Genomic DNA, 20,904 nt, shown 5'->3' with positions numbered 1-20,904 from the left:
GCAAGCAATGAAACGCCTCGTATATCCGCTGGCGCTGAGCCTGGGCCTGCTGTCCCACGGCGCCGCCGCACTTGAGTTTCGCTCGGTGAAGGAAACCGGCGTGGCGCTGTACGAGGCGCCGACGCTCACCTCGAAGAAACTGTTCGTGGTGAGCCGCTATTACCCGGTGGAAGTGCTGAGCAGCCAGAAGGAATGGTCGCGGGTGCGCGACGCCACCGGCGGCATCGCCTGGATTCCGGCCGCCGCGCTGTCCAAGCAGCGCTGGCTGCTGATCACCGCCGACAAGGCGGAAGTGCGCACCGCGCCGGCCAACGACGGCCCGCTGGCCTACACCGTGCCCAAGGACGGCGTGGTGGAGCTGCAAGAGCCGCCCAAGGGCGGCTGGGTCAAAGTGCGCCACCGCGACGGCAGCATCGGCTATGCTCGTATTACCGACCTCTGGGGCTTGTAAGGGCTACGCATGAAACTGGCCATCCTGGGCGCTGGCGCATGGGGCACCGCCCTGGCCATCGCCTTCGCCCGTCACCATCAAGTCACGCTCTGGGCGCGCGACGCCAACCAGGTGGCCGAACTGGCCGCCAAGCGCGTCAATCAGCGCTATCTTCCCGATTGCCCGTTTCCGGACGCGCTCAAGCTGTCCGCGGAACTGCCGCGCGCCATCCACGACGCCGAACTCATCCTCATCGTCACGCCGATGGCCGGTTTGCGGCCCACCTTGCGGGCGCTGACCGCGCTGTCTTCGCAACTGCCGCCGCTGCTGTGGGCCTGCAAGGGCTTCGAGGCCGGCTCCAGTCTGCTGCCGCACCAAGTTGTGGCCGAGGAACTGCCGGCCAACCACCGCTGTGGCGTGCTGTCCGGCCCCAGCTTCGCCCGCGAAGTGGCCCAGGGCTTGCCGGCGGCGGCGGCCGTCGCCTCCGACGACGAAGCCTTCGCCCGGCAAGTGGCGCGCGATCTGCACAGCCCCTTGCTGCGTCTGTACGCCAACGCCGATCTGGTGGGGGTGGAAGTGGGCGGCGCGGTCAAGAACGTGATGGCCATCGCCACCGGCGTGGCCGACGGCCTGGAATACGGCATGAACGCCCGCGCCGCGCTGATCACCCGCGGGCTGGCGGAAATCACCCGCCTGGCCACCGCGCTGGGCGCCAGCCAGCACACCATGATGGGCCTGGCCGGCATGGGCGACCTGATCCTCACCTGCACCGGCGCGCTGTCGCGCAACCGCCAGGTGGGCCTGAAGTTGGCCGAGGGCAAGCCCTTGCAGCAAGCGCTGCAGGAGCTGGGCCATGTCGCCGAAGGCGTGGCCACCGCCCGCGAAGTGCTGACCATGGCGGAGCGGCTGGAAGTGGACATGCCGATCACCGCCGCGGTCTGCGGCCTGCTCTACCAGGGGCATGATCCGCAGCGGGTGGTGCAGGAGTTGCTGAGCCGTTCGCCCAAGTCGGAGGCGGGCGACTTGTTGCAGTAGTTCCCCCGGTTTGATTGAGTGCGACAACAGCCGCCTTGGCGGCTGTTTTTTGTCCTTGCGGCGAGCGCGCCCTTCCTTTTGCCCGAGTCGATGGGGCCTGGGGCGAGAGGCTGGCTGCTTTTGTTGGATACCTTGCTTGAATCTGAGAATGCAGAATACTTTTCCGTTTGTTGAAGAAACGCGTTTTGGCAATTGGTTCCTGAATACGGCCACCTGGAAAGTGCATGTGCTGCGGCGCGCGCTGAACGATCTGGAGCGGATGATGCCGCCGCGGCGCGCGTTTGCCCGGGTGCTGGACGTGGGGTGCGGGTTTGGACATTCCTTTGACGAACTGGCCCGCAGATTCGCGCCGGACGAGATCGTGGCGCTGGACGCGGACCCGGACATCGAGAAGCGGGCGCGTCCGGCCGCCGATCGTTGCTCGAGCGCAGTGACGCTGGCCTTCGGCAACGCTTCGCGCATGGAGTACGCCGACGAGAGCTTCGACATGGTGTATTGCCATCAAAGCTTCCATCATCTGGTGGAGCAGGAGGCGGCGATGCGGGAGTTTTTCCGGGTGCTGAAGCCGGGCGGGGTGTTGCTGTTCGCCGAATCGACCAAGCGCTACATCCACTCGCTGCCTATCCGCTTGTTGTTCCGCCATCCGATGGACATCCAGAAAACCGCGGACGAATACCTGGGCTTGTTGCGCGGAGCCGGTTTCGAGCTGCCGGCCGCGCGCGTGTCCATGCCCTATCTGTGGTGGAGCCGGCCGGACTTAGGGGCGCTGGAGTGGTTTGGCTTCAAAGTGCCGCAGAAGCGCGAGGAAACGCTGGTCAACGCGGTGGCGATCAAACCGGCCGTTTAATTCCGCGGGTGCGTTTTTGTTGCGCTTGCGACAAAATGGGACGGATTCGTAACCATTGTTTAATGCCGTATGCTTGTTTGCTTGTTGGCTGAGTGTGAACAATTTAGAATACGCTCCTTTTTTTGATTGACAGGCTTGTGGATGGCGGAAGTGACAATGAGCGGCGAACCGACGTTGGCGATACAGCGTTGGGCGGCTTGGATGCCGGGCCGCGAGTCGGCCGCCGACTGGGCGCAACGGCCGTTGCAGGCGGCCGAGGCGCCCATTGCGTATCCGGACTGCCGTTTCGTCGACGCGGCGCAGCGGCGGCGCTTGAGTCCGCTGGCGCGCATCTGTCTGCATTTGGCCCAAGCGTGCGCGGCGGACGCGCCGGCGGCGAAGCTGGTGTTCGCCTCTCGCCACGGCGAGGTCAACCGCACGCATTTGATGCTGGAAGACATCGCGGCGGACTCTCCGGTTTCCCCCACGGTGTTCGGGCTTTCCGTGCATAACGCGATTGCCGGCACGCTGTCCTTGTTGCGGCGCGACGAGTCGGCGGCGACGGCGGTGGCCGCCGGAGAACGCACATTGGGCTACGGCCTGCTGGAGGCGGCGCTGACGGCGGCGGAAGACCCCGCGCAACCGGTGCTGCTGCTGTTCGCGGATCTGCCCCTGCTTCCGTTCTATCAAGGCGCCGACGACGCACTGGACCAACCCCAGGGCTTGGCCTTGCTGCTGCGGGCCGGCGCGCCGCGCTGGAGTTTGCGGCAGGACGCGCGCGCGCGCGCGCCGGAAGGCTGGCCGCAGCCGGCCTGGCTGGCGCACGGGCTGGCCGGCAGACGGACGCAGCTGGAACTGAACGGCTGGAGGCTGAGCCGTGAGGGGGCTTAGTTACGGCTGGCGCTTGCTGATGACGGCCTTGGCCTTCTCCTTGTTCAGCGAGGGCGCTTTGCTGCTGACGCTGGTGGTGTTTCCGGCCTTGCGTCTGGTGCCCAATCGCAACGGCCGCCGCCAGCGGCTGGCGCGGGCCATCATCCAGCGCGCTTTCGCCTTGTTCATCGGCTTCATGCGCCTCAGCGGCATCATGAGGCTGAGCATGAGCGGCGAGGGGCGGCTGGAACAGGCGCGGGGCACGCTGGTGCTGGCCAATCATCCGACGCTGATCGATGTGGTGGCGATCATCGCCCGCATGCCCAACGCCAATTGCGTGGTCAAGGCCGCGCTGTGGGACAGCCCCTTTCTGGGCGGCGTGGTGCGCGCCGCCGGCTATATCCGCAACGACGATTCCGGGAGCTTGATCGCGGATTGCGCCGCCTCGCTGCGACGAGGCGACAATCTGCTCATCTTCCCGGAGGGAACGCGCACCGTGCCCGGGCGCGAACTCAAGTTTCAACGCGGCGCCGCCCATATCGCGCTGGCGGCTCAGGCTCCCATTCTGCCGGTGACACTGAGTTGCAGCCCGTCCACGCTGACCAAGGACAAGCGTTGGCATCAGATCCCGCCGCGGCGTTTCGACTTCGGCCTGGACACCGGCCGGCCGCTGGCCCTGGCGGAACTGTTGCCGGCCGAGACGCAGCCGTCGCTGGCCTCCCGCCGTTTGAGCGAGGCCTTGCAAGATTATTTCAGCCAAACATTGGCAAGGAAGGAAAGCTGGACATGAGTGCGCTGGAACATGAAATCAAGTTGTTGATCATTTCGGCCCTGGAACTGGAAGACATGGGCGCCGAGGATATCGACGCCGAAGCGCCGTTGTTTGGCGAAGGACTGGGCTTGGATTCCATCGACGCGCTGGAATTGGGCGTGGCATTGAAAAAGACATACCAGGTGAAGCTGGAAGCCAACGATCCCGCCACCAAGGCGCATTTCGCCTCGGTGGCCAGCCTGGCTCGCTTTGTCGCAACGCAACAGGAAGCATGAGAATGACCCGTGAGCAAATTCTGAATGAACTGAGGATCATTCTGCAGGACACTTTCGAAATCGAGCCGGAGCGTGTGACGGCGGAGGCCAATCTGTTCGTCGATCTGGAGCTGGACTCGATCGACGCGGTGGACCTGGCGATCAAGCTGCAGCAACTGACCGGCAAACGCATCAAGCCGGATGGCTTCAAAACGGTGCGGACCGTGGATGACGTGATCACCGCGGTCGAGCAGCTGCTGGCCGCCTGAGATGCCGGCGACGCGCCTGTTGGCGGCGCTGGGCGCTTGTTGTTATCCGCTCGCCGTTTTTCTGGGCCTGCAATATTTTCCGCCCCGCGCGGTGGGCGCCGCCTTGCTGCTGCTGTTCTTGCTGCGCTACCGGCGGCAAAGCCGCGCGCTGTGGCGAGACCTGGCCGCGGCCCAGCGCGGCGCCTTGCTGGGCATGATCGTCTTGTCCGCCCTGGTGGCCCTGACCGGCAGCGCCTTGCTATTGCGTTTGATGCCGGCGTTCATCAGCCTGTCCATGCTGTGGGTGTTCGCCCACTCGCTGCGTCATTCGCCCACGATGATTGAGCGCTTCGCCCGTCAGATCACGCCGGACTTGCCGCCGGAAGGCGTGGCCTACACCCGGCGCGTGACCCGCGTCTGGTGCGGGTTTTTCGTTTTCAACGCCGCGGTGGCCCTGTACACCGCCTTGCCGGCGGGGCAGGACTTCTGGCTCTGGTACAACGGCCTGGCGTCTTATCTGTTGATGGGCGCCTTGTTCGCCGTCGAATGGCTGTATCGGCGCTGGCGCTTTCCCGAGGCGCGGGCATGAGCGCGCTGGCTCTGGAGAGCGTGTTGATCGGCGGCCGCGACCCGGACAGGGTGGCGGCTTTGCGCGACGGGCGGCCCTTGACGTGGCGCGACTTCAGCGACGCGGTGGCCGGCGTGGCCGCCACGCTGGAACCCGGCCGGCGTTATGCGCTGATCGCCGCGGACGCCTGGCTGTTCGCCGTCGCGCTGTTTGCGGTTTGGCGCGCGGATGCGGAGGCGATGGTGCCCAACAACGCCTTGCCCGCCACCTTGAGCGGGCTGGCGGAGTCTTTCGACGAGGCGCTGGACGACGCCGCGCTGCGGGCGCGGATGGCTTCGCCGGGCGCGCCCGCAGCGGCGCGCCTGCTGGACGGCGAGCGCTGCCGGCTGACCTTGTTCACCTCCGGCTCCACCGGCGAGCCCAAGTCCATCGTCAAGCGCCTGCGGCAGCTCTCGGCCGAGGTGGCGGTGCTGGAGCGCAGTTTCGGCGCGCAAGCCGGCGACGCCTGCGTGCTGGCGACGGTGCCGCATCATCATATTTACGGACTGCTGTTCCGTCTGCTGTGGCCGTTGAGCGCCGGCCGGGTCTTCGAAGTGTCGCCGCATTTCCTGCCAGAGGATTTGCTGGAGGCCGCCGCGGGCTTGGGCGAGGTGACCCTGATCGGCAGCCCGGCGCAGCTGTCGCGGCTGCCCGAGCTGATCGATCTGCCGGCCTTGCTGTCCCGCACGCGGCTGTGCGTGTCTTCGGGCGGCCCGCTGCCGGCCGACGCCGCCGCGGCGTTTGCCGCGGCCGGGGGCCAGGCGCCGCTGGAGATCTTCGGCAGCACCGAGACCGGCGGCGTGGCCTGGCGCCGTCAAAGCGACGGCGACCGCGCCTGGACGCCGCTGCCCTCGGTGCGCTGCTCCGTCGGCGAGGAAGGCGCGTTGCGGATCGTGTCGCCCTTCCTGCCCGACGACGCGCCCTGGCTGGCGTCGGACGCCGCCGAGTTTTTGCCGGACGGCCGCTTTCTCTTGCAAGGCCGGCGCGATCGCGTGGTGAAACTGGCGGAAAAAAGGCTGTCGCTGGGCGAGCAGGAACAAAGACTGGCCGATCATCCGTGGCTGGACGCCGCCGCGCTGCTGGTGTTGCCGGCGCGGCGCGACACGCTGTGCGCCGTCGTCGCGCTGTCGGCGCAGGGGAGGGCGCAACTCGCCGCCCTGGGCAAGTTGGCGACGCAGCAGGCGCTGCGGCGCTATCTGGCGGCCTGGTACGAGCCGGTGCTGTTGCCGCGTCGCTGGCGCTTTGTCGATGTTCTGCCGCAGACCGAACGCGGCAAGCCGGACCGAGCGGCGATGCCGGGATTGTTTTGAATTGGAAGGTATTGGCGCAATGACCCCCTCGCAGGCTTTCACGCCCCCTTATTCCGTGTTGGAACAGACGGAGGACGCCTGCCGCGTGTCCATCCCGCTGGCGGCGGACGCGGCCTGCTTTGACGGCCATTTTCCCGGCTTCCCGGTACTGCCCGGCGTGGTGCAGCTGCATTGGGCGGCGCGCATCGCCGCCCGGACCCTGGGCAGCGCCGGCGTTTTCGCCGGCATGGATCAGATCAAATTCACCGGCATCGTCCGACCGGGCGACGCCTTGGAACTGGTGTTGCAACTGGACGCGGCCAATGGCCGCCTGAATTTCGTCTATGAAGTGGCGGGCCGGAAAATGTCTTCCGGCCGGCTGCGGATGCAAGCGCAATGAGCTTCCGTCCCTGTCTGATCATTCCCTGCTACAACCACGGCTCCACCATGGGCGGAGTCTTGGAGCGGCTGCGGCCTTACGGCGTGCCTGCCTGGGTGGTGGACGACGGCAGCGAGGAAGCCACCCGGCAGACGCTGGAGGCGCTGGCGCGCGCGGAGCCCTGGGTGCGTCTGCTGCGTTTGCCGCGCAACGGCGGCAAGGGCGCCGCGGTCATGCATGCGATGCGGCTGGCCTACCGAGAAGGCTACAGCCACGCTTTGCAAGTGGACGCGGACGGTCAGCACGCGTTGAGCGACGTGCCGCGTTTTTTGGCGCGGGCGGCGGAGCGGCCCGACGCGGTGATCGCCGGCCGTCCCTTGTACGACGCCAGCGTGCCCAAAGCTCGTCTATACGGCCGCTATCTGACCCATTTCTGGGTCTGGATTGAAACGCTGTCCTTCGATATCGCCGATTCCATGTGCGGCTTCCGCTGCTACCCGTTGGCGGCGACGGAGGCTTTGCTGCGGCGAACCCGCATTCCGCGGCGGATGGATTTCGACATCGAGATCATCGTGCGTCTGCATTGGGCCGGCGCGCCGGTGCTCAACCTGCCGACCAGGGTGACGTATCCGAGCGGCGGCCTCTCCCATTTCGACGCCCTGCGCGACAATGCCCGCATCAGCCTGATGCACACCCGGCTGGCCTTGGGCATGCTGCCGCGCGCGCCGCGCTTGCTGCGCCGTCGCTGGCGCGAGGCGCGCGCATGAGCTGGGCGGCCACCGCGGAGCGCGGCTCGCTGCTGGGCATGAAAATCCTGCTGGGCTTCTACCGCCTGCTGGGCGCGCGCTCGGTGCGGCTGCTGCTCTATCCCATCGTCGCCTATTTCTTTCTCACCGGCCGCGCCGCGCGCGTTGCCTCAAGGGATTTTCTGCGGCGCGCGCGCGCCGCCGACGGCGATCCGTCGCCCGTTCGCGCGCTGGACGTCTACCGCCATCTCTACAGCTTCGCCGAAGCCGCCGCCGACAAAATGGCGGCCTGGGCCGGAGGCCTGCCGCCGGAGGCGGTGGCGGCGCCGGGCAGCGACGATATGCGGGCGCTGTTGGCGAGCGGGCGCGGGGCGCTGCTGGTGGGCTCGCACCTGGGCAATCTGGAAATGTGCCGGGCGCTGGGACACGCGGCCGGCGCGCGCCGGGTCAACGCCGTGGTCTACACCCGGCACGCCGCGCGGTTTTCCCGTTTGCTGGCGGCGGCCAGCGGCGACTACGCCGTCAACCTGATCCAGGTGCAGGACATGGGCGTGGACACCGCCATCCTGCTCAAGGACAAGATAGACAACGGCGAGTGGGTGGTGATCGTCGGCGACCGCACCCCGGCCAGCGACAACGGACGAGTGCAGCGCGCCGAGTTCCTGGGCGGCTCCGCCGCCTTCGCGGAAGGGCCGTGGATTCTGGCCAGCCTGCTGGAGTGTCCGGTCTATTTGCTGTTCTGCCTCAAACGGCAGCGGCGTTACCACATTACGCTGGAGCCGTTCGAGGAACGGCTCCGCCTGCCGCGCCGCGAGCGCGGCGAGGCCCTGCGGTGGACGATTCAGCGTTACGCCGATCGCCTGGCCTGGCATGCGCGGCGCTCGCCGCTGCAATGGTTCAATTTTTACGATTTCTGGCGCGCTTAGCCGGAAGCGACAGCTGCCGCGTGGCGCGGCGAGAAAGAGTCCGTAGTGATGAAGAGCAAGGAGGCGCTCAGCGTGGGCGCCGGACGTTTGACGATTGAAGACGTGTGCGCGGCGGCGCAGGGACAAGTGCAAGTGGAGTTGGCCGGAGGCGCGTTTCCGGAACGCATCGAACGCGGCGCCGCCTTCCTGGCCGGCCTGCTGGCCGAGGGCGGCGAAGTCTACGGCGTCAACACCGGTTACGGCGACAACTGCACGGTGACGATTCCCGCCGCGCTGGTGGCGGAGCTGCCGCTGCATCTGACGCGCTACCACGGCTGCGGCCTGGGCGACTACCTGGACGAAGCGTCCACGCGCGCGGTGCTGCTGGCCCGGCTCAACTCCCTGTCCCAGGGCGTGTCCGGCGTACGCTGGCTATTGCTGCAAAGACTGGCCGCCTTGCTGCGGCACGATGTGCTGCCGCTGATTCCGGCCGAGGGCTCGGTGGGCGCCAGCGGCGATTTGACGCCGCTGTCCTATGTGGCCGCCGTCTTGTGCGGCGAGCGCGAAGCGCGCTACCGGGGCCAAGTGCGGCCGGCGGCGGCGGTGTTGGCCGAACTGGACCTGCCGCCGTTGACGCTGGCGCCGAAAGAAGGGCTGGCCTTGATGAACGGCACGGCGGTGATGACCGGCCTGGCCTGCCTGGCCTTCGCCCGCGCCGAATACCTGACCCGGCTGAGCGCGCGGCTGACCGCGCTGTCCTGCCTGGCCTTGAAAGGCAATCGCGGCCATTTCGCGCCGGAGCTGTTCGCGGTCAAGCCGCATGAAGGCCAGAACCAGGTGGCCGCCTGGATCTACGCCGATCTGGACGACGGCGGCGAAGCGCGCGAACAGATCCGCCTGCAAGACCGTTACTCCATCCGTTGCGCGCCGCACGTCATCGGCGTGCTGCGCGACGCCTTGCCCTGGCTGCGCCGCGACATCGAGAACGAACTGAACAGCGCCAACGACAACCCCATCATCGATCCGGACCTGGAGCGGGTGTTGCACGGCGGCCATTTCTACGGCGGCCATATCGCTTTCGCCATGGACGGCATGAAGAACGCGGTGGCCAATCTGGCCGACCTGATGGACCGGCAACTGGCGCTGCTGGTGGACACCCGCTACAACCACGGCCTGCCGCAGAATCTGTCCGGATCGCGCGGCGAACGGGCCGCGATCAACCACGGCTTCAAGGCGGTGCAGATCACCGCCTCGGCCTGCGCGGCGGAAGCCTTGAAGCTGACCATGCCGGCCTCGGTGTTCTCCCGCTCCACCGAATGCCACAACCAGGACAAGGTCAGCATGGGCACCATCGCCGCCCGCGACGCGCTGCGCGTGTTGCAGCTGACCGAACAAGTGGCGGCCTGCCTGACGCTGGCGGCGGCGCAGGGCGTGCGCTTGCGGCGGCAATCCGGCGAACTGGATATCAGCCGGCTGCCGCCGGCGCTGGGCGATTTCGTGGCCGAACTGGAGACGCTGTCCCCCTTCCTGGACGAGGACCGCCGTCAGGACGGCGAACTGCGCCTGGCGATAGAGCGGATTCAGCAACGCGCCTGGAGCTTGTATTGATGACGGCGGACCTTAAAGCGGCCGCGTCCTTGCCGGCGGCGGAGATCGAAATCGAGATTCCCTTCCACGACGTGGACGTGCTGCACGTGGCCTGGCACGGTCATTACGTGAAGTACTTCGAACTGGCGCGCACCGCGCTGCTGCGCAGCTTCGACTACGACTACCCGCAGATGCGCGATTCCGGCTACGCCTGGCCGGTGACCGAGTGCTATCTGAAATACGTGCGCCCGGCCCGCTACGGTCAGCGGGTGATCGCGCGCGCGCAACTGACGGAATACGAAAACCGCCTCAAGGTGGTTTACCAACTGCGCGACGCCCTCAGCGGCGAAAAACTGACTCAGGGCCACACCGTGCAAGTGGCCTTGGACCTGGCCGACGACATGGCGCTGCAGTTCGTCACGCCGGCGGTGTTGTGGAACAAACTGGGCATCCCATGCGAGGAATGACGATGTTGAAACCGTGGACGCGCCGCGCAGGCGGCTTGCTGGCGCTCTTGCTGGCTGGGCTTGCGCCGCTGGCGCAGGCCGAGGATTTGCTGAGCCAGATTTCCAGAAAGCTGGCGGCGAACTCGGTCTTGCACGCGGATTTCGCGCAGAGCCGGCAGATGGCCGCCTTGAAAAAGCCGCTGCAGTTGTCCGGACGCATGGTGTTGTCGCGTGAAAACGGCGTGATCTGGTCCATCGTCAAACCGTATCAACTGGGCTATGTGATGACGCCCAAGGGCGTGAGCGAACTGCTGCCCGACGGCAGCCGCCGCGAGCGGGCCAGCCGCGACATCCCCGGCATCGGCTCGGTGGAAGGCTTGTTCCGCGGCTTGCTGGCCGGGGACAGGAATTTGCTGCAACAGCACTTCGCGGTGGAGGCTAAGGGCAGTCCCGCCGCCTGGACCCTGTTGCTGAAGCCCAAGCCGGGGCCTTTGCAAAAAGGCCTGGGCGCGGTGGAGCTTGCCGGCGCCGCGCAGCTGGAACGCGTGTCGCTGACCGAGCCCGGCGGCGACAGCACGCAGATCCGCTTCAGCCGGATTGATGCGCAAAGCCCGCTGAGCGCCGAGGAAAGCCGCTTGCTGGGAGGGCGTTGATGCGCAAGCGCTTTTATGGCTGGCTGGCGCTGATGCTGCTATGCCTGGCCTCGCTGCTGCCCTATCTGGGGCGGCCCTTGCCGGTGCAGACCAATATGCTGGCGATGCTGCCGGACGACGCGCGCCAACCCGAGGTGGAGCGCGCCTTGACGCAACTGGCGGCCAAGGCGGGCGAGCGCCTGGTGGTGATGGTGGGGCATCGCGATCCGGCCCAGGCCAGCCGCCTGGCGGAACAGGCGGCCGCCCGGCTGCGCGTCCTGCCGGTCTTGCGCTCGGTGCAAGGGAAAATCGGCGACCTTGACCCGGCGCGCCTGTTGCGGCCTTACGCCCCTTACCGCCACGGCCTGTTGACCGACGCCGACCGCGAGGGGCTGCGGCAAAACCCGCAAGCGTATCTGGAAACCCTGTTGCTGCGCCGCTTGGGCCTGCCGGGACAGGGCGCTTTCGGCCTGCCGCTGGCGGAGGATCCCTTCGGCCTGTTCGGCAATGTGTTGGCCGCGCTGCCTATGGCCAAGTCGTCGTTGCAGATCAAGGACGGCTGGCTGGCGACGGAGCGAGACGGCGTGTCCTGGCGCTTGCTGAGCGCGCCCTTGAACGGCGACGCTTACGATCCGGCGCTGCAGCAAGTCCTGAGCCGCGAAGTGGCGGAACTGCGCACGCTGGCGGACGCCGGCGGCGGCCAGCTGGCCGCCACCGGCGCGGTGCTGTTCGCCGGCGAGGCGCGCGGCGGCGCCGAAGCGGAAATGAACAGGATAGGCAGCGTGTCGATGGCGGCCGTCATCGGCCTGATGTTGCTGGTGTTCCGCCGGCTGCGCCATCTGGCCTTGTCCGGCGCGGTGATCGCCGCGGGCACGCTGACGGCAGTGGCCGCCACCCTGGCGGTGTACGGCCAGTTGCACTTGCTGACCCTGGTGATGGGCGCCAGCCTGATCGGCGTGGCGATAGACTACTCGACCCATCTGTTCGCCAGCCAGTTGCAAGACGGGCCGGATTGGGACGTGGAGCGAGCGCTGGCCGCCATTCATCCGGCCATCCGCATGGGGCTGCTGACCACCTTGCTGGGCTACGGCGCACTGGCTCTGCTGCCGTTTCCGGGGCTGCGCCAGATCGCCTTCTTCTCCAGCGCCGGCCTGGTCGGCGCCTATCTGACCGTGCTGTGGTGCGTGCCTTGCTTTGTGCGTCAGGCCGCGCCGGCGTCGGCGCGGGGCATTCTGCCGCCGATAGGCCGCGCTTTCGGCCGTTACTGCCAATTCATGCGCGGCCGCCGCCTGGCCGCGCTCTTGCTGGCGCTGGGCGCGCTGTCGCTGCCGGGGCTGGCCCGATTGCAGGCGGACGACGATGTGCATCAGTTGATTCGGCCCTCGGCTGAGTTGCTGGCGCAGGAACACTTGATTCGAGAGCTGGCGGGGCAGGGCAATAGCCGCCAGTTCTTCCTGCTGGAAGCACCCAGCGAAGCCGCCTTGCTGCGCCTGGGCCGGCAGTTGGACGGCCGCCTAGACGCCTTGGTGAGCGCCGGCCAGCTGCAAGGCTATCAATCCTTGTCCAGCTTGCTGCCGCCGCCGGAGCGGCAACAGGCCGACCACGCGCTGCTGCAAGACGCGATGCGACGCGCCGGCCGGCAAGTGCTGCAGGACGCGGGCGTGCGCGACGAGATCGCCGGCGGCTATCTGGCCGGCCTGGCGCGGCCGGGGCCGTCCTTGACGGCGGAAACGCTGCTGGCTCAGCCGCTGGCCGCGCCGCTGCGCCACCTGTGGCTGGGACGGCACGACGGCGTCTGGCGCATGGCGGTGATGCCGGGCGATTTCCGCAAGCTGGACGCTTTGCGGCAAGCGGCCCAAGGGCTGGACGGCGTCACGCTGGTGGACAAGGCCGCCAGCGTGTCCGAACTGTTCCGCCAGTTCCGCGAGGCCTCCACGCTGATGTTCGCGTTGTCGCTGCTGGCCATCGTGGCGCTGATGCAGCGCCGTTACGGCTGGCGGCGCGCGCTGCTCTTGGCCGCTCCGGTCAGCCTGGCGGTGCTGTTCACCCTGGGCGCGCTGGGCTGGCTGGGCGTGAGCGCCAATCTTTTCGTCGTGCTCGGCTTCCTGATGGTGCTGGGCGTGGGCGTGGACTACGCGATCTTCGTGGAGGAGGGCCGCCGTCATCATCAGCAGGCGGCGTTGCTGGCGGTGGGGCTGTCGGCCTTGACCACCTTGCTGTCCTTCGGCTTGTTGGCCGCGAGCGCCACCCCCGCGGTCAGCAGCTTCGGTTTGACTCAATTGATCGGCGTGGGCCTGGCGGTGCTGCTGGCGCCTATGGTGACCCTGTTCAAGACCGGGGACGCGGGAAGGGCCGAGTCATGTTGAAACTGCTGCCCCTGCTGTTCTTGCTCGCCGCTTGCGCCGGCGGAGGCCATTGCGTCCGCCTGCCGCAAACCCCGGCCTACTGTCTGCGGCAACCCGCCGAGACTTATAACGCCAGCCAGTTGGTGACGGCGAGCGGCAGCGGTTTTCGCGAACTGTCCTTGCTGCAGCTGGAGGCCGATGGGCAGCGGCTGTCGCTGGCGGCCTTGTCGCCGCTGGGCCAGCCCTTGCTGAGCGCCGGCTGGGATGGCCGACGCTGGAGCGCGAGCTCGCCGTTCGGCCGCCGGGTCAGCGACCAGGGGCCGGCGATGCTGGCCCTGGCGCAATGGCTGCACCTGCCCGAGGCCGCCGTTCTGGACGGCTTCGGCCGTGCGCCCGCCTGGTGGCTGCACGCGGCGGACGGCCAGCGTCGGCTGATGAACGGCGATCAAACCCTGCTGATCGACGCGCCGACGCCCAAGGGGCGGCGCGTCCGGCTGCCGCAACTGGGCATGACGCTGGAGATCGAATCCTTGGCGGCGATGGCGCCGGAGGCGGAGGCTCAATGACGGTTTATCTGAACGAATTGGCGATGATCAACGCGCTGGGCCGCGAGCTGCCGGAGATCCACCGGCGCTTGCTGGCCGGCGACTGCGGCGGCATGTGCGAGGAGGCCGGCGCGGTGGTGGGCCGGGTGGCGGGCGCGCTGCCGGAGATCCCGGCGGAGCTGGCCCGCTACGACAGCCGCAACAACCGGCTGCTCCTGGCTGCGCTGGAGCCCTTGCGCGCTCGCGTGGAGGCGCTGGCCGCGCGTTACGGGCGTCATCGGATCGGCGTGGTGTTGGGCACCAGCACCTCGGGCATCCTGGAGACGGAGCTGGCGGTCGCCGCCGAGGCGGCCGGGCAGGCGCGGCCGGAGCGCTACGATTACGCACAGCAGGAAATGGGCAGCCCGGCTTTGTTCCTGGCCGAGCTGTTGCGGCTGGACGGCGTCGCCTATGTGGTCTCCACCGCTTGCTCTTCCAGCGCCAAGGCGGTGGCCGCCGCCGCCCGCTTGTTGTCGCAAGGGCTGTGCGACGCGGTGATTTGCGGCGGGGCGGACAGCCTGTGCCAGCTGACCCGGCAGGGCTTCGCCGCCCTGGAGTCCGTCAGTCCCGTCTTGTGCCAGCCGATGAGCGCGCGACGCCGCGGCATCAATATCGGCGAGGGCGCCGCCTTGTTCATCGCCAGCCGCGAGCCGGGCCCGGTGGCCTTGCTGGGCTACGGCGAAAGCAGCGACGCCTGGCATATGTCGTCGCCGCACCCGGAAGGCCGCGGCGCGGAGGAGGCGATGCGACGGGCCTTGCGAATGGCCGGCGCGGAGGCGGCCCAGGTGGGGTACGTGAATCTGCACGGTACGGCCACCGTCAAGAATGATGAAATGGAAAGTCTGGCGATGCGGCGGGTGTTTCCCGACGGCGTGCCGGCCAGTTCCACCAAGCCCTTGGTCGGCCACCTGCTGGGGGCCGCCGGCGCCACCGAGCTGGGCTTCGGCTGGCTGGTGCTGAGCGACAGCCGGCGCCGGCTGCCGCCGCATTTCTGGGACGGCGCGGCGGACCCGGCCCTGCCGGCGCTGAAACTGACGCAAGCCGGCGCTGCGCTGCCCGCGGGGCGGCCGCTGGTGATGAGCAACTCTTACGCCTTTGGCGGCAATAACGTGTCGCTGTTGCTGGCGGCAACAGCGACGGACGAGAACGAACACGCATGATGTTACCGGCTATCACCGAAGTCTTGCCGCACCGCGGCGGCATGTTGCTGCTGGAGGCGGTGCAACGCTACGACAGCGCAGGCCTGGAGGCGCTCGCCACGCCGGACGCGGCGGCATGGTACGCGGACGCCGCCGGCGATATGCCGGCCTACATCGGCATCGAACTGATGGCCCAGGCGGTGGCCGCCTGGGTGGGCCTGACGGCGCGCCAGGCGGGGCTGCCGGTCAAGCAGGGCGTGCTGTTGGGCACGCGTCGTTACCAGCCGGCCTGCGCGGCGTTCGCCGCCGGGCGGCCGCTGCGGGTGACCGCCAGCCCGGTCTATCGCGACGAGTCCGGCATGGGGTCCTTCCTGTGCGAGATCGCCTGCGGCGAAGACCGGCTGGCCGAGGCCACCATCAATGTGTTCGAACCGGAAGATTTCGCCTTATTTCTGCAGGAAAGCAGCGCACAATGAAAAAAAGAATCCTGATCACCGGATCCAGCCGGGGCATAGGCCGGGCAGTGGCCTTGCAACTGGCGAGAGACGGCTTCGACGTGGCCATCCACTGTCGCAGCCGCCGTGAAGAAGCGGAGGCCGTGGCAGCGGCCGCCCGCGCGGAGGGCGCGGCGGCGACGCTGATGCAATTCGACGTCAACGACCGCGAGGCCGCGCGCGCGGCCATCGAAGCGGACATCGCCGCCAACGGCGCGTTCTGGGGCGTGGTGCTGAACGCGGGCGTGACCCGCGACAACGCCTTCCCGGCGCTGGAGGGCGAAGACTGGGACCTGGTGGTGAACACCTCGCTGGCCGGTTTCTACAATGTGACTCATCCGCTGATTATGCCCATGGTCCGCGCCCGCAGCGGCGGCCGCGTCGTCACCCTGTCCTCCGTCTCCGGCGTGATGGGCAACCGCGGGCAAGTGAATTACAGCGCGGCCAAGGCGGGCTTGATCGGCGCCACCAAGGCGCTGGCGGTGGAACTGGCCAGCCGCAAGATCACGGTGAACTGCGTGGCGCCGGGCCTGATCGACACCGATATCCTGGAAGGCGCTCCGGTGGACGAGGCCCTGAAAATGGTGCCGATGAACCGGGTGGGGCGGCCGGAGGAAGTGGCCGCCCTGGTGGCCTTCCTGATGTCCGACGGCGCCGCCTACATCACCCGCCAGGTGATAGGCGTGAACGGAGGCATTGTCTGATGCGCCGCGTCGTGATCACCGGCATGGCGGGCATCACCAGCCTGGGCCATGACTGGCCCGCCATCGCGGCCAAGATCCGGGCCGGCCGCAACGGCGTGCGCGCCATGCCGGAGTGGGACGGCTTTCCGGATTTGAACACCCGCCTGGGCGCGCCGGTGGACGACTTCGCGCTGCCGGCCCACTATCCGCGCAAGATGTCCCGCGCGATGGGACGAGTGGCGCAAATGGCGGTGTGCGCCACCGAACGCGCCCTGCTGGACGCCGGCCTGCTGCAAGACCCCTGCATCAAGGACGGCCGCATGGGCGTGGCCTACGGCTCCTCGTCCGGCAGCGTGGCGCCGATACAGGCCTTCGGCCAGATGTTGGCCACCGGCTCCATGGCCGGCGTCACCTCCACCAGCTACATCCAGATGATGAGCCACACCGCCGCGGTCAATATCGGCTTGTACTTCGGCCTGACCGGCCGGGTGATTCCCACCGCCAGCGCCTGTACTTCCGGCAGCCAGGCCTTGGGCTACGCCTACGAAACCATACGTTTCGGCCGCTGCGACATGATGATAGCCGGCGGCGCGGAGGAAATGTCGGCCGGCGGCGCGGCGGTGTTCGACACCTTGTACGCCACCAGCCAGCGCAACGACGAGCCGGCGCATACGCCGCGGCCCTTCGACCGCGACCGAGACGGCCTGGTGGTGGGCGAGGGCGCTTGCACCCTGGTGCTGGAGGAGCGCGAGCACGCGCTGGCGCGCGGCGCCGCCATCTATGCCGAAATCTGCGGCTTCGGCACCAATTCCGACGGCAGCCACATCACCCAGCCGGAAGCGCCGACCATGGCGCGCGCGATGCGGCTGGCGCTGGACGACGCCGGCCTGTCCGCCGGCGCGATAGGCTACGTCAACGCCCACGGCACCGCCACCGACCGCGGCGACATCGCGGAAACCCAGGCTACCGCCGCCGTGCTGGGGCGGGCGCCGATCAGCTCGCTGAAAAGCTATTTCGGCCACACCCTGGGCGCCTGCGGCGCGCTGGAAGTGTGGCTGACGGTGGAAATGCTGCGTGAAGGCTGGCTGGCGCCCACGCTGAACCTGGATCGGGTGGACCCCGCCTGCGGCGAACTGGACTACCTGACCGGGGCCATCTGCCGGGCCGATGTCGAATACGCGATGAGCAACAACTTCGCCTTCGGCGGCATCAACACATCCCTGATTTTGAAACAGGCCGGTTAAAGCGGCCAGGAGAGAAAACATGCGTCAACTACGCGCTTATATTGCAGCCCTGCTTTTGGCGATGACCGCCGTTTCCGTGCAGGCCGCGCCGGCCAGCGTGCCGGTGCGCGACGTGACCGACCAACTGGTGGCGCGCATGGACGGCAAGCCGATGACCGCGGACATGCTGCGTCGCGCCATCATCGCCGGCGCCGGCAGCAAGGGCTGGGTGGTGGTGGCCGACGGCGAAGGCAAGCTGCTGGCCAGCCTGGACGTGCGCGGCAAGCATCAGGCCAAGGTGGCCATCAGCTACGGCGCGGACCGCTACAGCGTCAAATACCTGTCCGCCAACAACCTGAACGTGGAAACCAAGAGCGAGAACAAAAACTATAGCGGCGCCGCGGAAAAAGCGCCGGTAGGCACCGTGCTGATCCACCCCAACTACAACCGCTGGGTCTCCATCATGGTGCAAGAGATCCAGGCGTCGGCCAACCAGATCGCGCCTTGAACATGAAGCGTCGCGTCGTCGTCAGCGGCTATGGTCTGGCCAGCCCCATCGGCAACGATGAGGCAACGGCGCTGACGGCCTTGCGCAACGGCCGCAGCGGCGTCGCCGCGCGGCCGGATTTCGCCGAGCTCGGCATGAACAGCCGGGCGGCCGGCGCGCCGCGCCGCGACGACATCGCCTTGCCGCCGCGCAAGCTGCAACGCTTCATGGCGGACGCGGCCCTGTACGGCTGGCACGCCGCCCAGCAGGCGATTGCCCATGCGCGGCTGCCGGCTTCCGTCCTGCAACACCCGCGCACCGGCCTGGTCGTCGGTTCCGGTGTGGGCTCCACGGCCAAGCTGAGCGAGGCGATGGCGATTCTGGCCAGCCGCGGCATTCACCGGCTGACGCCTTATTACGTGCCGCAGATCATGGGCAACACCGTATCCGCCAATCTGGCCACCCATCTGGGCGTCCAGGGGCTCAGCCTGGGCGTGACCTCCGCCTGCGCCACCTCCGCGCACGCCATCGGCTACGCTTTCGAACAGATTCAGTTCGGCAAACAGGATGTGATGCTGGCGGGCGGAGCGGAGGAAGTGAGCTGGCAATCCGCGGTGCTGTTCGACGTGATGGGCGTGCTGGCCGACGGCGACGCGTCGACGCCGGACACCGCGTCTCGTCCTTATCACGCGGACCGCGACGGCTTCGTCATCGCCGGCGGCGCGGGCGTGCTGGTGTTGGAGGCGCTGGAACACGCGCTGGCGCGCAAAGCCCCCATCATCGCCGAACTGTCCGGTTACGCCGCCTGCAGCGATGGACACAGCATGGTGGCGCCCAGCGGCGCGGGCGCAGAGCGCTGCATGCGGCTGGCGCTGGCGGACGCCGGTCTGGAACGGGTGGACTACATCAATACCCACGCCACCGGCACGCCGCAAGGGGACCGCGTCGAAATCGAGGCCGTCCGGGCCGTGTTCGGCGCCGAGGCCGTGCCCGCCTTCTCCTCCACCAAGGGCCTGACCGGCCACGCGATCGCGGCGGCCGGCGCAATGGAAGCCATCTTCAGCTTGCAGATGATGCGCCATGGCTTTGTCGCCGCCTCGCCGCAATACGGCGAGCTGGACGATTGCCTGGCCGGCCTGCCGTTCGTTCGGCACGCTCGGCCGGCCCAGTTGGACAGCGTGCTGTGCAACAGCTTTGGTTTCGGCGGAGCCAACGCCTGTCTGGTGTTCTCCCGCGCGGGGCTTTGAGGCCCCGCTTCAGGCTTACTTGAGCACTTGCGCCTTCAGCGCCACGCCCGCCATCAAGAAGCCGCTGCCGCACATATACTCCTTGGCGTTGCTGATCTCCTCAGACTTGTAATAACTGCGGATATTGACCACGGCGGAGCCGCCTTCCTTGCGCGCGCGCTCCTGGAACTCCAGCAGCGCGGAAATGAAGGCGCGCTGGCAGGCGGCGGCGTTGTCCTTGCCGAAGCTATTGGTCTTTTTATTGCTCACCCATTCGCCCAGCACCTTGCCTTTGCCGCCGCGGGCAAAGCGAAAGGCGATGTTAGGGTCCAGCTTTTCCTTGGCCAGATCGCTGTTCAGCGCGTCTTCGATGGACAGCATCAGTTTTTCATCCGCGGCGTGGGCGACGGCGGGCAGCGCCAGCGCGCAGGCCAGCAGCAGAGGGGCGATTCGTTTGTGCAGAGTCATGGGTTTGGCGATTCGGCTGTTAAGAGGCTGATAAACGACGCCGGCGGCGCGTCTGCCGCGCCGCCGCGTCGAATCGAGGCCCCGCAGTGTACTCGCGCGCGCAGCCCATTCCAAAGACAGTATTAACATTGAAACGGCGCGTTTCCGGACGTGGCCTTACGCGCGCGCTGCCGCGGGGTCAGTCCTGCGCGGGCACTTTCAAGGCCGCGCCTGCAGCGCGTCCAGGCCGTGTTGCAAGCACTGCTACGCCGGCGCCAGCGTCAGATGCAGCACATTGCAGGGGCAGGGTTGTTCCTTGGCCTGCTCCAGCAGCGCCAATACCGCGCGCAGGCTTTCGTGTCCCTTGCGCAGGTCGCGTATGGCGCTGCGCAGACTTTGTTCGCGGGCGTACAGCCGGCTTTCCAGCCGTTTCAGCGAGGCCGGCGCCACGCTGTTGAACGGGCGCAATTCGGAGAGCAGCGTATTCAGGGGAAGAGAGGGAGACAGCAGGGCGCGATAGCGCCGGGTTTGGTGCGTCATCGGAAGGCTCCTATGGCTGGGCCTGCCTTCGCTGCTACGCGGGTACGGCAGGCGAATGACGAGGGTAGCAGACCGGCCATAGCTCCGGCAGGCGCACGAATGCGCCTCCCCGCCAGCGCCTGCCTTTGATAAGGCGGGGACTATGGCGAGGCTATGGCTTTATGAGCTGCTACACCCAAATACCGCAGAATGAGGCGGCACGCGGCGATTGTTACTGATTGGGGATGGAGGGTCAAGCCAGCGGCTTTGGCGGGGGGCAAGGCCTGCAAGCAGGCGCGGCCGGCGGCTCCGGAGAGAAGTAGCGCCGCCAGAAAGCTTCGCGGCAGGTGCTGTTGAAGCTGATATGGCCGGGCTGGATGGCGTCGCCGGGCGGCTGGCGGACGACTTCGTAACGAATCCAGCACTCGGCGCAGGCGGCCTCGGCCGGGTAATCGTCCTGTTCCGTCGTCCGCTGGATCATTGCGCCATCGTCGAAAACATAGGTGGACTGCTCTGCAACGACCGTATAACCCTGATCCGTCCAACGGTTCCGGCTTGAGCCGTCCAGGCGCGCGCGGCGCGGGGAGGGCGCGTTCAGGATGGCGTTGACGTAGTTGACCAGATGATTCATGCGGCGGCGGCTTGGACAGGTGCGGAAGGCTGTAATGGTAGGCGCAAACGGGACGGGGGAGAAGCGGAAGAACAAAACAAAAAAGCCCTTGATTTCTCAA

At 67.6% G+C, this 20,904-nt stretch carries 26 protein-coding genes; 23 read left to right on the top strand and 3 right to left on the bottom strand.

What is annotated here, in order from left to right:
• The first annotated feature begins 7 nt into the window (after nt 1-7).
• The 23 genes from QUG03_RS17010 (at nt 8) to QUG03_RS16900 (ending at nt 19,228) form a co-directional block, all read left to right on the top strand.
• Complete coding sequence (locus QUG03_RS17010) at nt 8-451, top strand: SH3 domain-containing protein (protein WP_500820460.1); 444 nt, start codon at nt 8-10, stop codon at nt 449-451.
• A gap of 9 nt (nt 452-460) precedes the next feature.
• Nucleotides 461-1,465, top strand: coding sequence for an NAD(P)H-dependent glycerol-3-phosphate dehydrogenase (locus QUG03_RS17005; protein ID WP_227104668.1), 1,005 nt, complete (start codon nt 461-463; stop codon nt 1,463-1,465).
• Nucleotides 1,466-1,613: 148 nt separating this feature from the next.
• Complete coding sequence (locus QUG03_RS17000; RefSeq protein WP_235087086.1) at nt 1,614-2,312, top strand: class I SAM-dependent methyltransferase; 699 nt, start codon at nt 1,614-1,616, stop codon at nt 2,310-2,312.
• Between the two features lie 141 nt (nt 2,313-2,453).
• A complete protein-coding gene (locus QUG03_RS16995; protein WP_500820458.1) occupies nt 2,454-3,182 on the top strand; it encodes a beta-ketoacyl synthase chain length factor in 729 nt (242 codons plus the stop codon).
• Entirely contained in the window at nt 3,169-3,951 is a 783-nt protein-coding gene (locus tag QUG03_RS16990) for a lysophospholipid acyltransferase family protein (RefSeq protein WP_235087090.1), read from the top strand. Before QUG03_RS16995 ends, QUG03_RS16990 begins: the two co-directional genes overlap by 14 nt.
• On the top strand, nt 3,948-4,208 hold the full coding sequence (locus QUG03_RS16985) for a phosphopantetheine-binding protein (RefSeq protein ID WP_488906350.1): 261 nt from the start codon (nt 3,948-3,950) through the stop codon (nt 4,206-4,208). Before QUG03_RS16990 ends, QUG03_RS16985 begins: the two co-directional genes overlap by 4 nt.
• Before the next feature lie 2 nt (nt 4,209-4,210).
• Nucleotides 4,211-4,456 (top strand): acyl carrier protein, encoded by a 246-nt coding sequence (locus QUG03_RS16980; protein WP_166451946.1) that lies wholly within the window; start codon nt 4,211-4,213, stop codon nt 4,454-4,456.
• Nucleotide 4,457: 1 nt separating this feature from the next.
• On the top strand, nt 4,458-5,024 hold the full coding sequence (locus tag QUG03_RS16975) for a COG4648 family protein (protein ID WP_500820457.1): 567 nt from the start codon (nt 4,458-4,460) through the stop codon (nt 5,022-5,024).
• Nucleotides 5,021-6,352, top strand: coding sequence for an AMP-binding protein (locus tag QUG03_RS16970; RefSeq protein WP_488906349.1), 1,332 nt, complete (start codon nt 5,021-5,023; stop codon nt 6,350-6,352). The genes QUG03_RS16975 and QUG03_RS16970 overlap by 4 nt, the downstream gene beginning before the upstream one ends.
• 19 nt (nt 6,353-6,371) lie before the next feature.
• Complete coding sequence (locus tag QUG03_RS16965; RefSeq protein WP_166451949.1) at nt 6,372-6,731, top strand: 3-hydroxyacyl-ACP dehydratase FabZ family protein; 360 nt, start codon at nt 6,372-6,374, stop codon at nt 6,729-6,731.
• Nucleotides 6,728-7,477, top strand: coding sequence for a glycosyltransferase family 2 protein (locus QUG03_RS16960; protein WP_235087101.1), 750 nt, complete (start codon nt 6,728-6,730; stop codon nt 7,475-7,477). Before QUG03_RS16965 ends, QUG03_RS16960 begins: the two co-directional genes overlap by 4 nt.
• A complete protein-coding gene (locus QUG03_RS16955) occupies nt 7,474-8,382 on the top strand; it encodes a lysophospholipid acyltransferase family protein (RefSeq protein WP_500820456.1) in 909 nt (302 codons plus the stop codon). Before QUG03_RS16960 ends, QUG03_RS16955 begins: the two co-directional genes overlap by 4 nt.
• Before the next feature lie 48 nt (nt 8,383-8,430).
• Nucleotides 8,431-9,969: an HAL/PAL/TAL family ammonia-lyase gene (locus tag QUG03_RS16950; protein ID WP_500820471.1), complete on the top strand. Its 1,539-nt coding sequence runs from the start codon at nt 8,431-8,433 to the stop codon at nt 9,967-9,969.
• On the top strand, nt 9,969-10,415 hold the full coding sequence (locus QUG03_RS16945; RefSeq protein ID WP_043590872.1) for an acyl-CoA thioesterase: 447 nt from the start codon (nt 9,969-9,971) through the stop codon (nt 10,413-10,415). Before QUG03_RS16950 ends, QUG03_RS16945 begins: the two co-directional genes overlap by 1 nt.
• A gap of 2 nt (nt 10,416-10,417) precedes the next feature.
• Nucleotides 10,418-11,047, top strand: coding sequence for a LolA family protein (locus QUG03_RS16940; protein ID WP_166451951.1), 630 nt, complete (start codon nt 10,418-10,420; stop codon nt 11,045-11,047).
• Nucleotides 11,047-13,392 (top strand): MMPL family transporter, encoded by a 2,346-nt coding sequence (locus QUG03_RS16935; RefSeq protein WP_500820455.1) that lies wholly within the window; start codon nt 11,047-11,049, stop codon nt 13,390-13,392. Before QUG03_RS16940 ends, QUG03_RS16935 begins: the two co-directional genes overlap by 1 nt.
• A complete protein-coding gene (locus QUG03_RS16930; protein WP_488877947.1) occupies nt 13,386-13,937 on the top strand; it encodes a DUF3261 domain-containing protein in 552 nt (183 codons plus the stop codon). The genes QUG03_RS16935 and QUG03_RS16930 overlap by 7 nt, the downstream gene beginning before the upstream one ends.
• Nucleotides 13,934-15,115 carry a beta-ketoacyl-[acyl-carrier-protein] synthase family protein gene (locus QUG03_RS16925; RefSeq protein ID WP_500820454.1) on the top strand — a complete coding sequence of 394 codons (1,182 nt, stop codon included), beginning with the start codon at nt 13,934-13,936 and terminating at the stop codon, nt 15,113-15,115. The genes QUG03_RS16930 and QUG03_RS16925 overlap by 4 nt, the downstream gene beginning before the upstream one ends.
• Complete coding sequence (locus QUG03_RS16920) at nt 15,112-15,570, top strand: hotdog family protein (RefSeq protein ID WP_488906340.1); 459 nt, start codon at nt 15,112-15,114, stop codon at nt 15,568-15,570. The genes QUG03_RS16925 and QUG03_RS16920 overlap by 4 nt, the downstream gene beginning before the upstream one ends.
• The gene (locus QUG03_RS16915; RefSeq protein WP_166451956.1) at nt 15,567-16,292 is read left to right on the top strand and encodes a 3-ketoacyl-ACP reductase FabG2; all 726 of its coding nucleotides are present in this window, start codon (nt 15,567-15,569) and stop codon (nt 16,290-16,292) included. Before QUG03_RS16920 ends, QUG03_RS16915 begins: the two co-directional genes overlap by 4 nt.
• Nucleotides 16,292-17,515, top strand: a complete 1,224-nt coding sequence (locus QUG03_RS16910; RefSeq protein ID WP_500820453.1) for a beta-ketoacyl-ACP synthase — start codon at nt 16,292-16,294, stop codon at nt 17,513-17,515. The genes QUG03_RS16915 and QUG03_RS16910 overlap by 1 nt, the downstream gene beginning before the upstream one ends.
• Before the next feature lie 19 nt (nt 17,516-17,534).
• Nucleotides 17,535-18,002, top strand: coding sequence for a hypothetical protein (locus tag QUG03_RS16905; RefSeq protein WP_500820451.1), 468 nt, complete (start codon nt 17,535-17,537; stop codon nt 18,000-18,002).
• A gap of 2 nt (nt 18,003-18,004) precedes the next feature.
• The gene (locus tag QUG03_RS16900) at nt 18,005-19,228 is read left to right on the top strand and encodes a beta-ketoacyl synthase N-terminal-like domain-containing protein (RefSeq protein ID WP_166451959.1); all 1,224 of its coding nucleotides are present in this window, start codon (nt 18,005-18,007) and stop codon (nt 19,226-19,228) included.
• Nucleotides 19,229-19,243: 15 nt separating this feature from the next.
• On the opposite strand, the gene QUG03_RS16895 is transcribed toward QUG03_RS16900, so the two are convergent.
• The 3 genes from QUG03_RS16895 to QUG03_RS16885 all read right to left on the bottom strand — a co-directional run bounded on the left by QUG03_RS16895 (nt 19,244) and on the right by QUG03_RS16885 (nt 20,804).
• Complete coding sequence (locus QUG03_RS16895; RefSeq protein WP_227104641.1) at nt 19,244-19,675, bottom strand: excinuclease ATPase subunit; 432 nt, start codon at nt 19,673-19,675, stop codon at nt 19,244-19,246.
• Nucleotides 19,676-19,918: 243 nt separating this feature from the next.
• Complete coding sequence (locus QUG03_RS16890; RefSeq protein WP_227104639.1) at nt 19,919-20,194, bottom strand: hypothetical protein; 276 nt, start codon at nt 20,192-20,194, stop codon at nt 19,919-19,921.
• A 232-nt stretch (nt 20,195-20,426) separates the two neighbouring features.
• Nucleotides 20,427-20,804: a hypothetical protein gene (locus QUG03_RS16885; RefSeq protein ID WP_500820450.1), complete on the bottom strand. Its 378-nt coding sequence runs from the start codon at nt 20,802-20,804 to the stop codon at nt 20,427-20,429.
• Between the last annotated feature and the right edge of the window lie 100 nt (nt 20,805-20,904).

The organism is Chromobacterium sp. CCUG 30098, from assembly GCF_059916605.1.
Note: the sequence above shows the minus strand (reverse complement) of the source record. Positions and strands in the feature narration are given on the sequence as shown.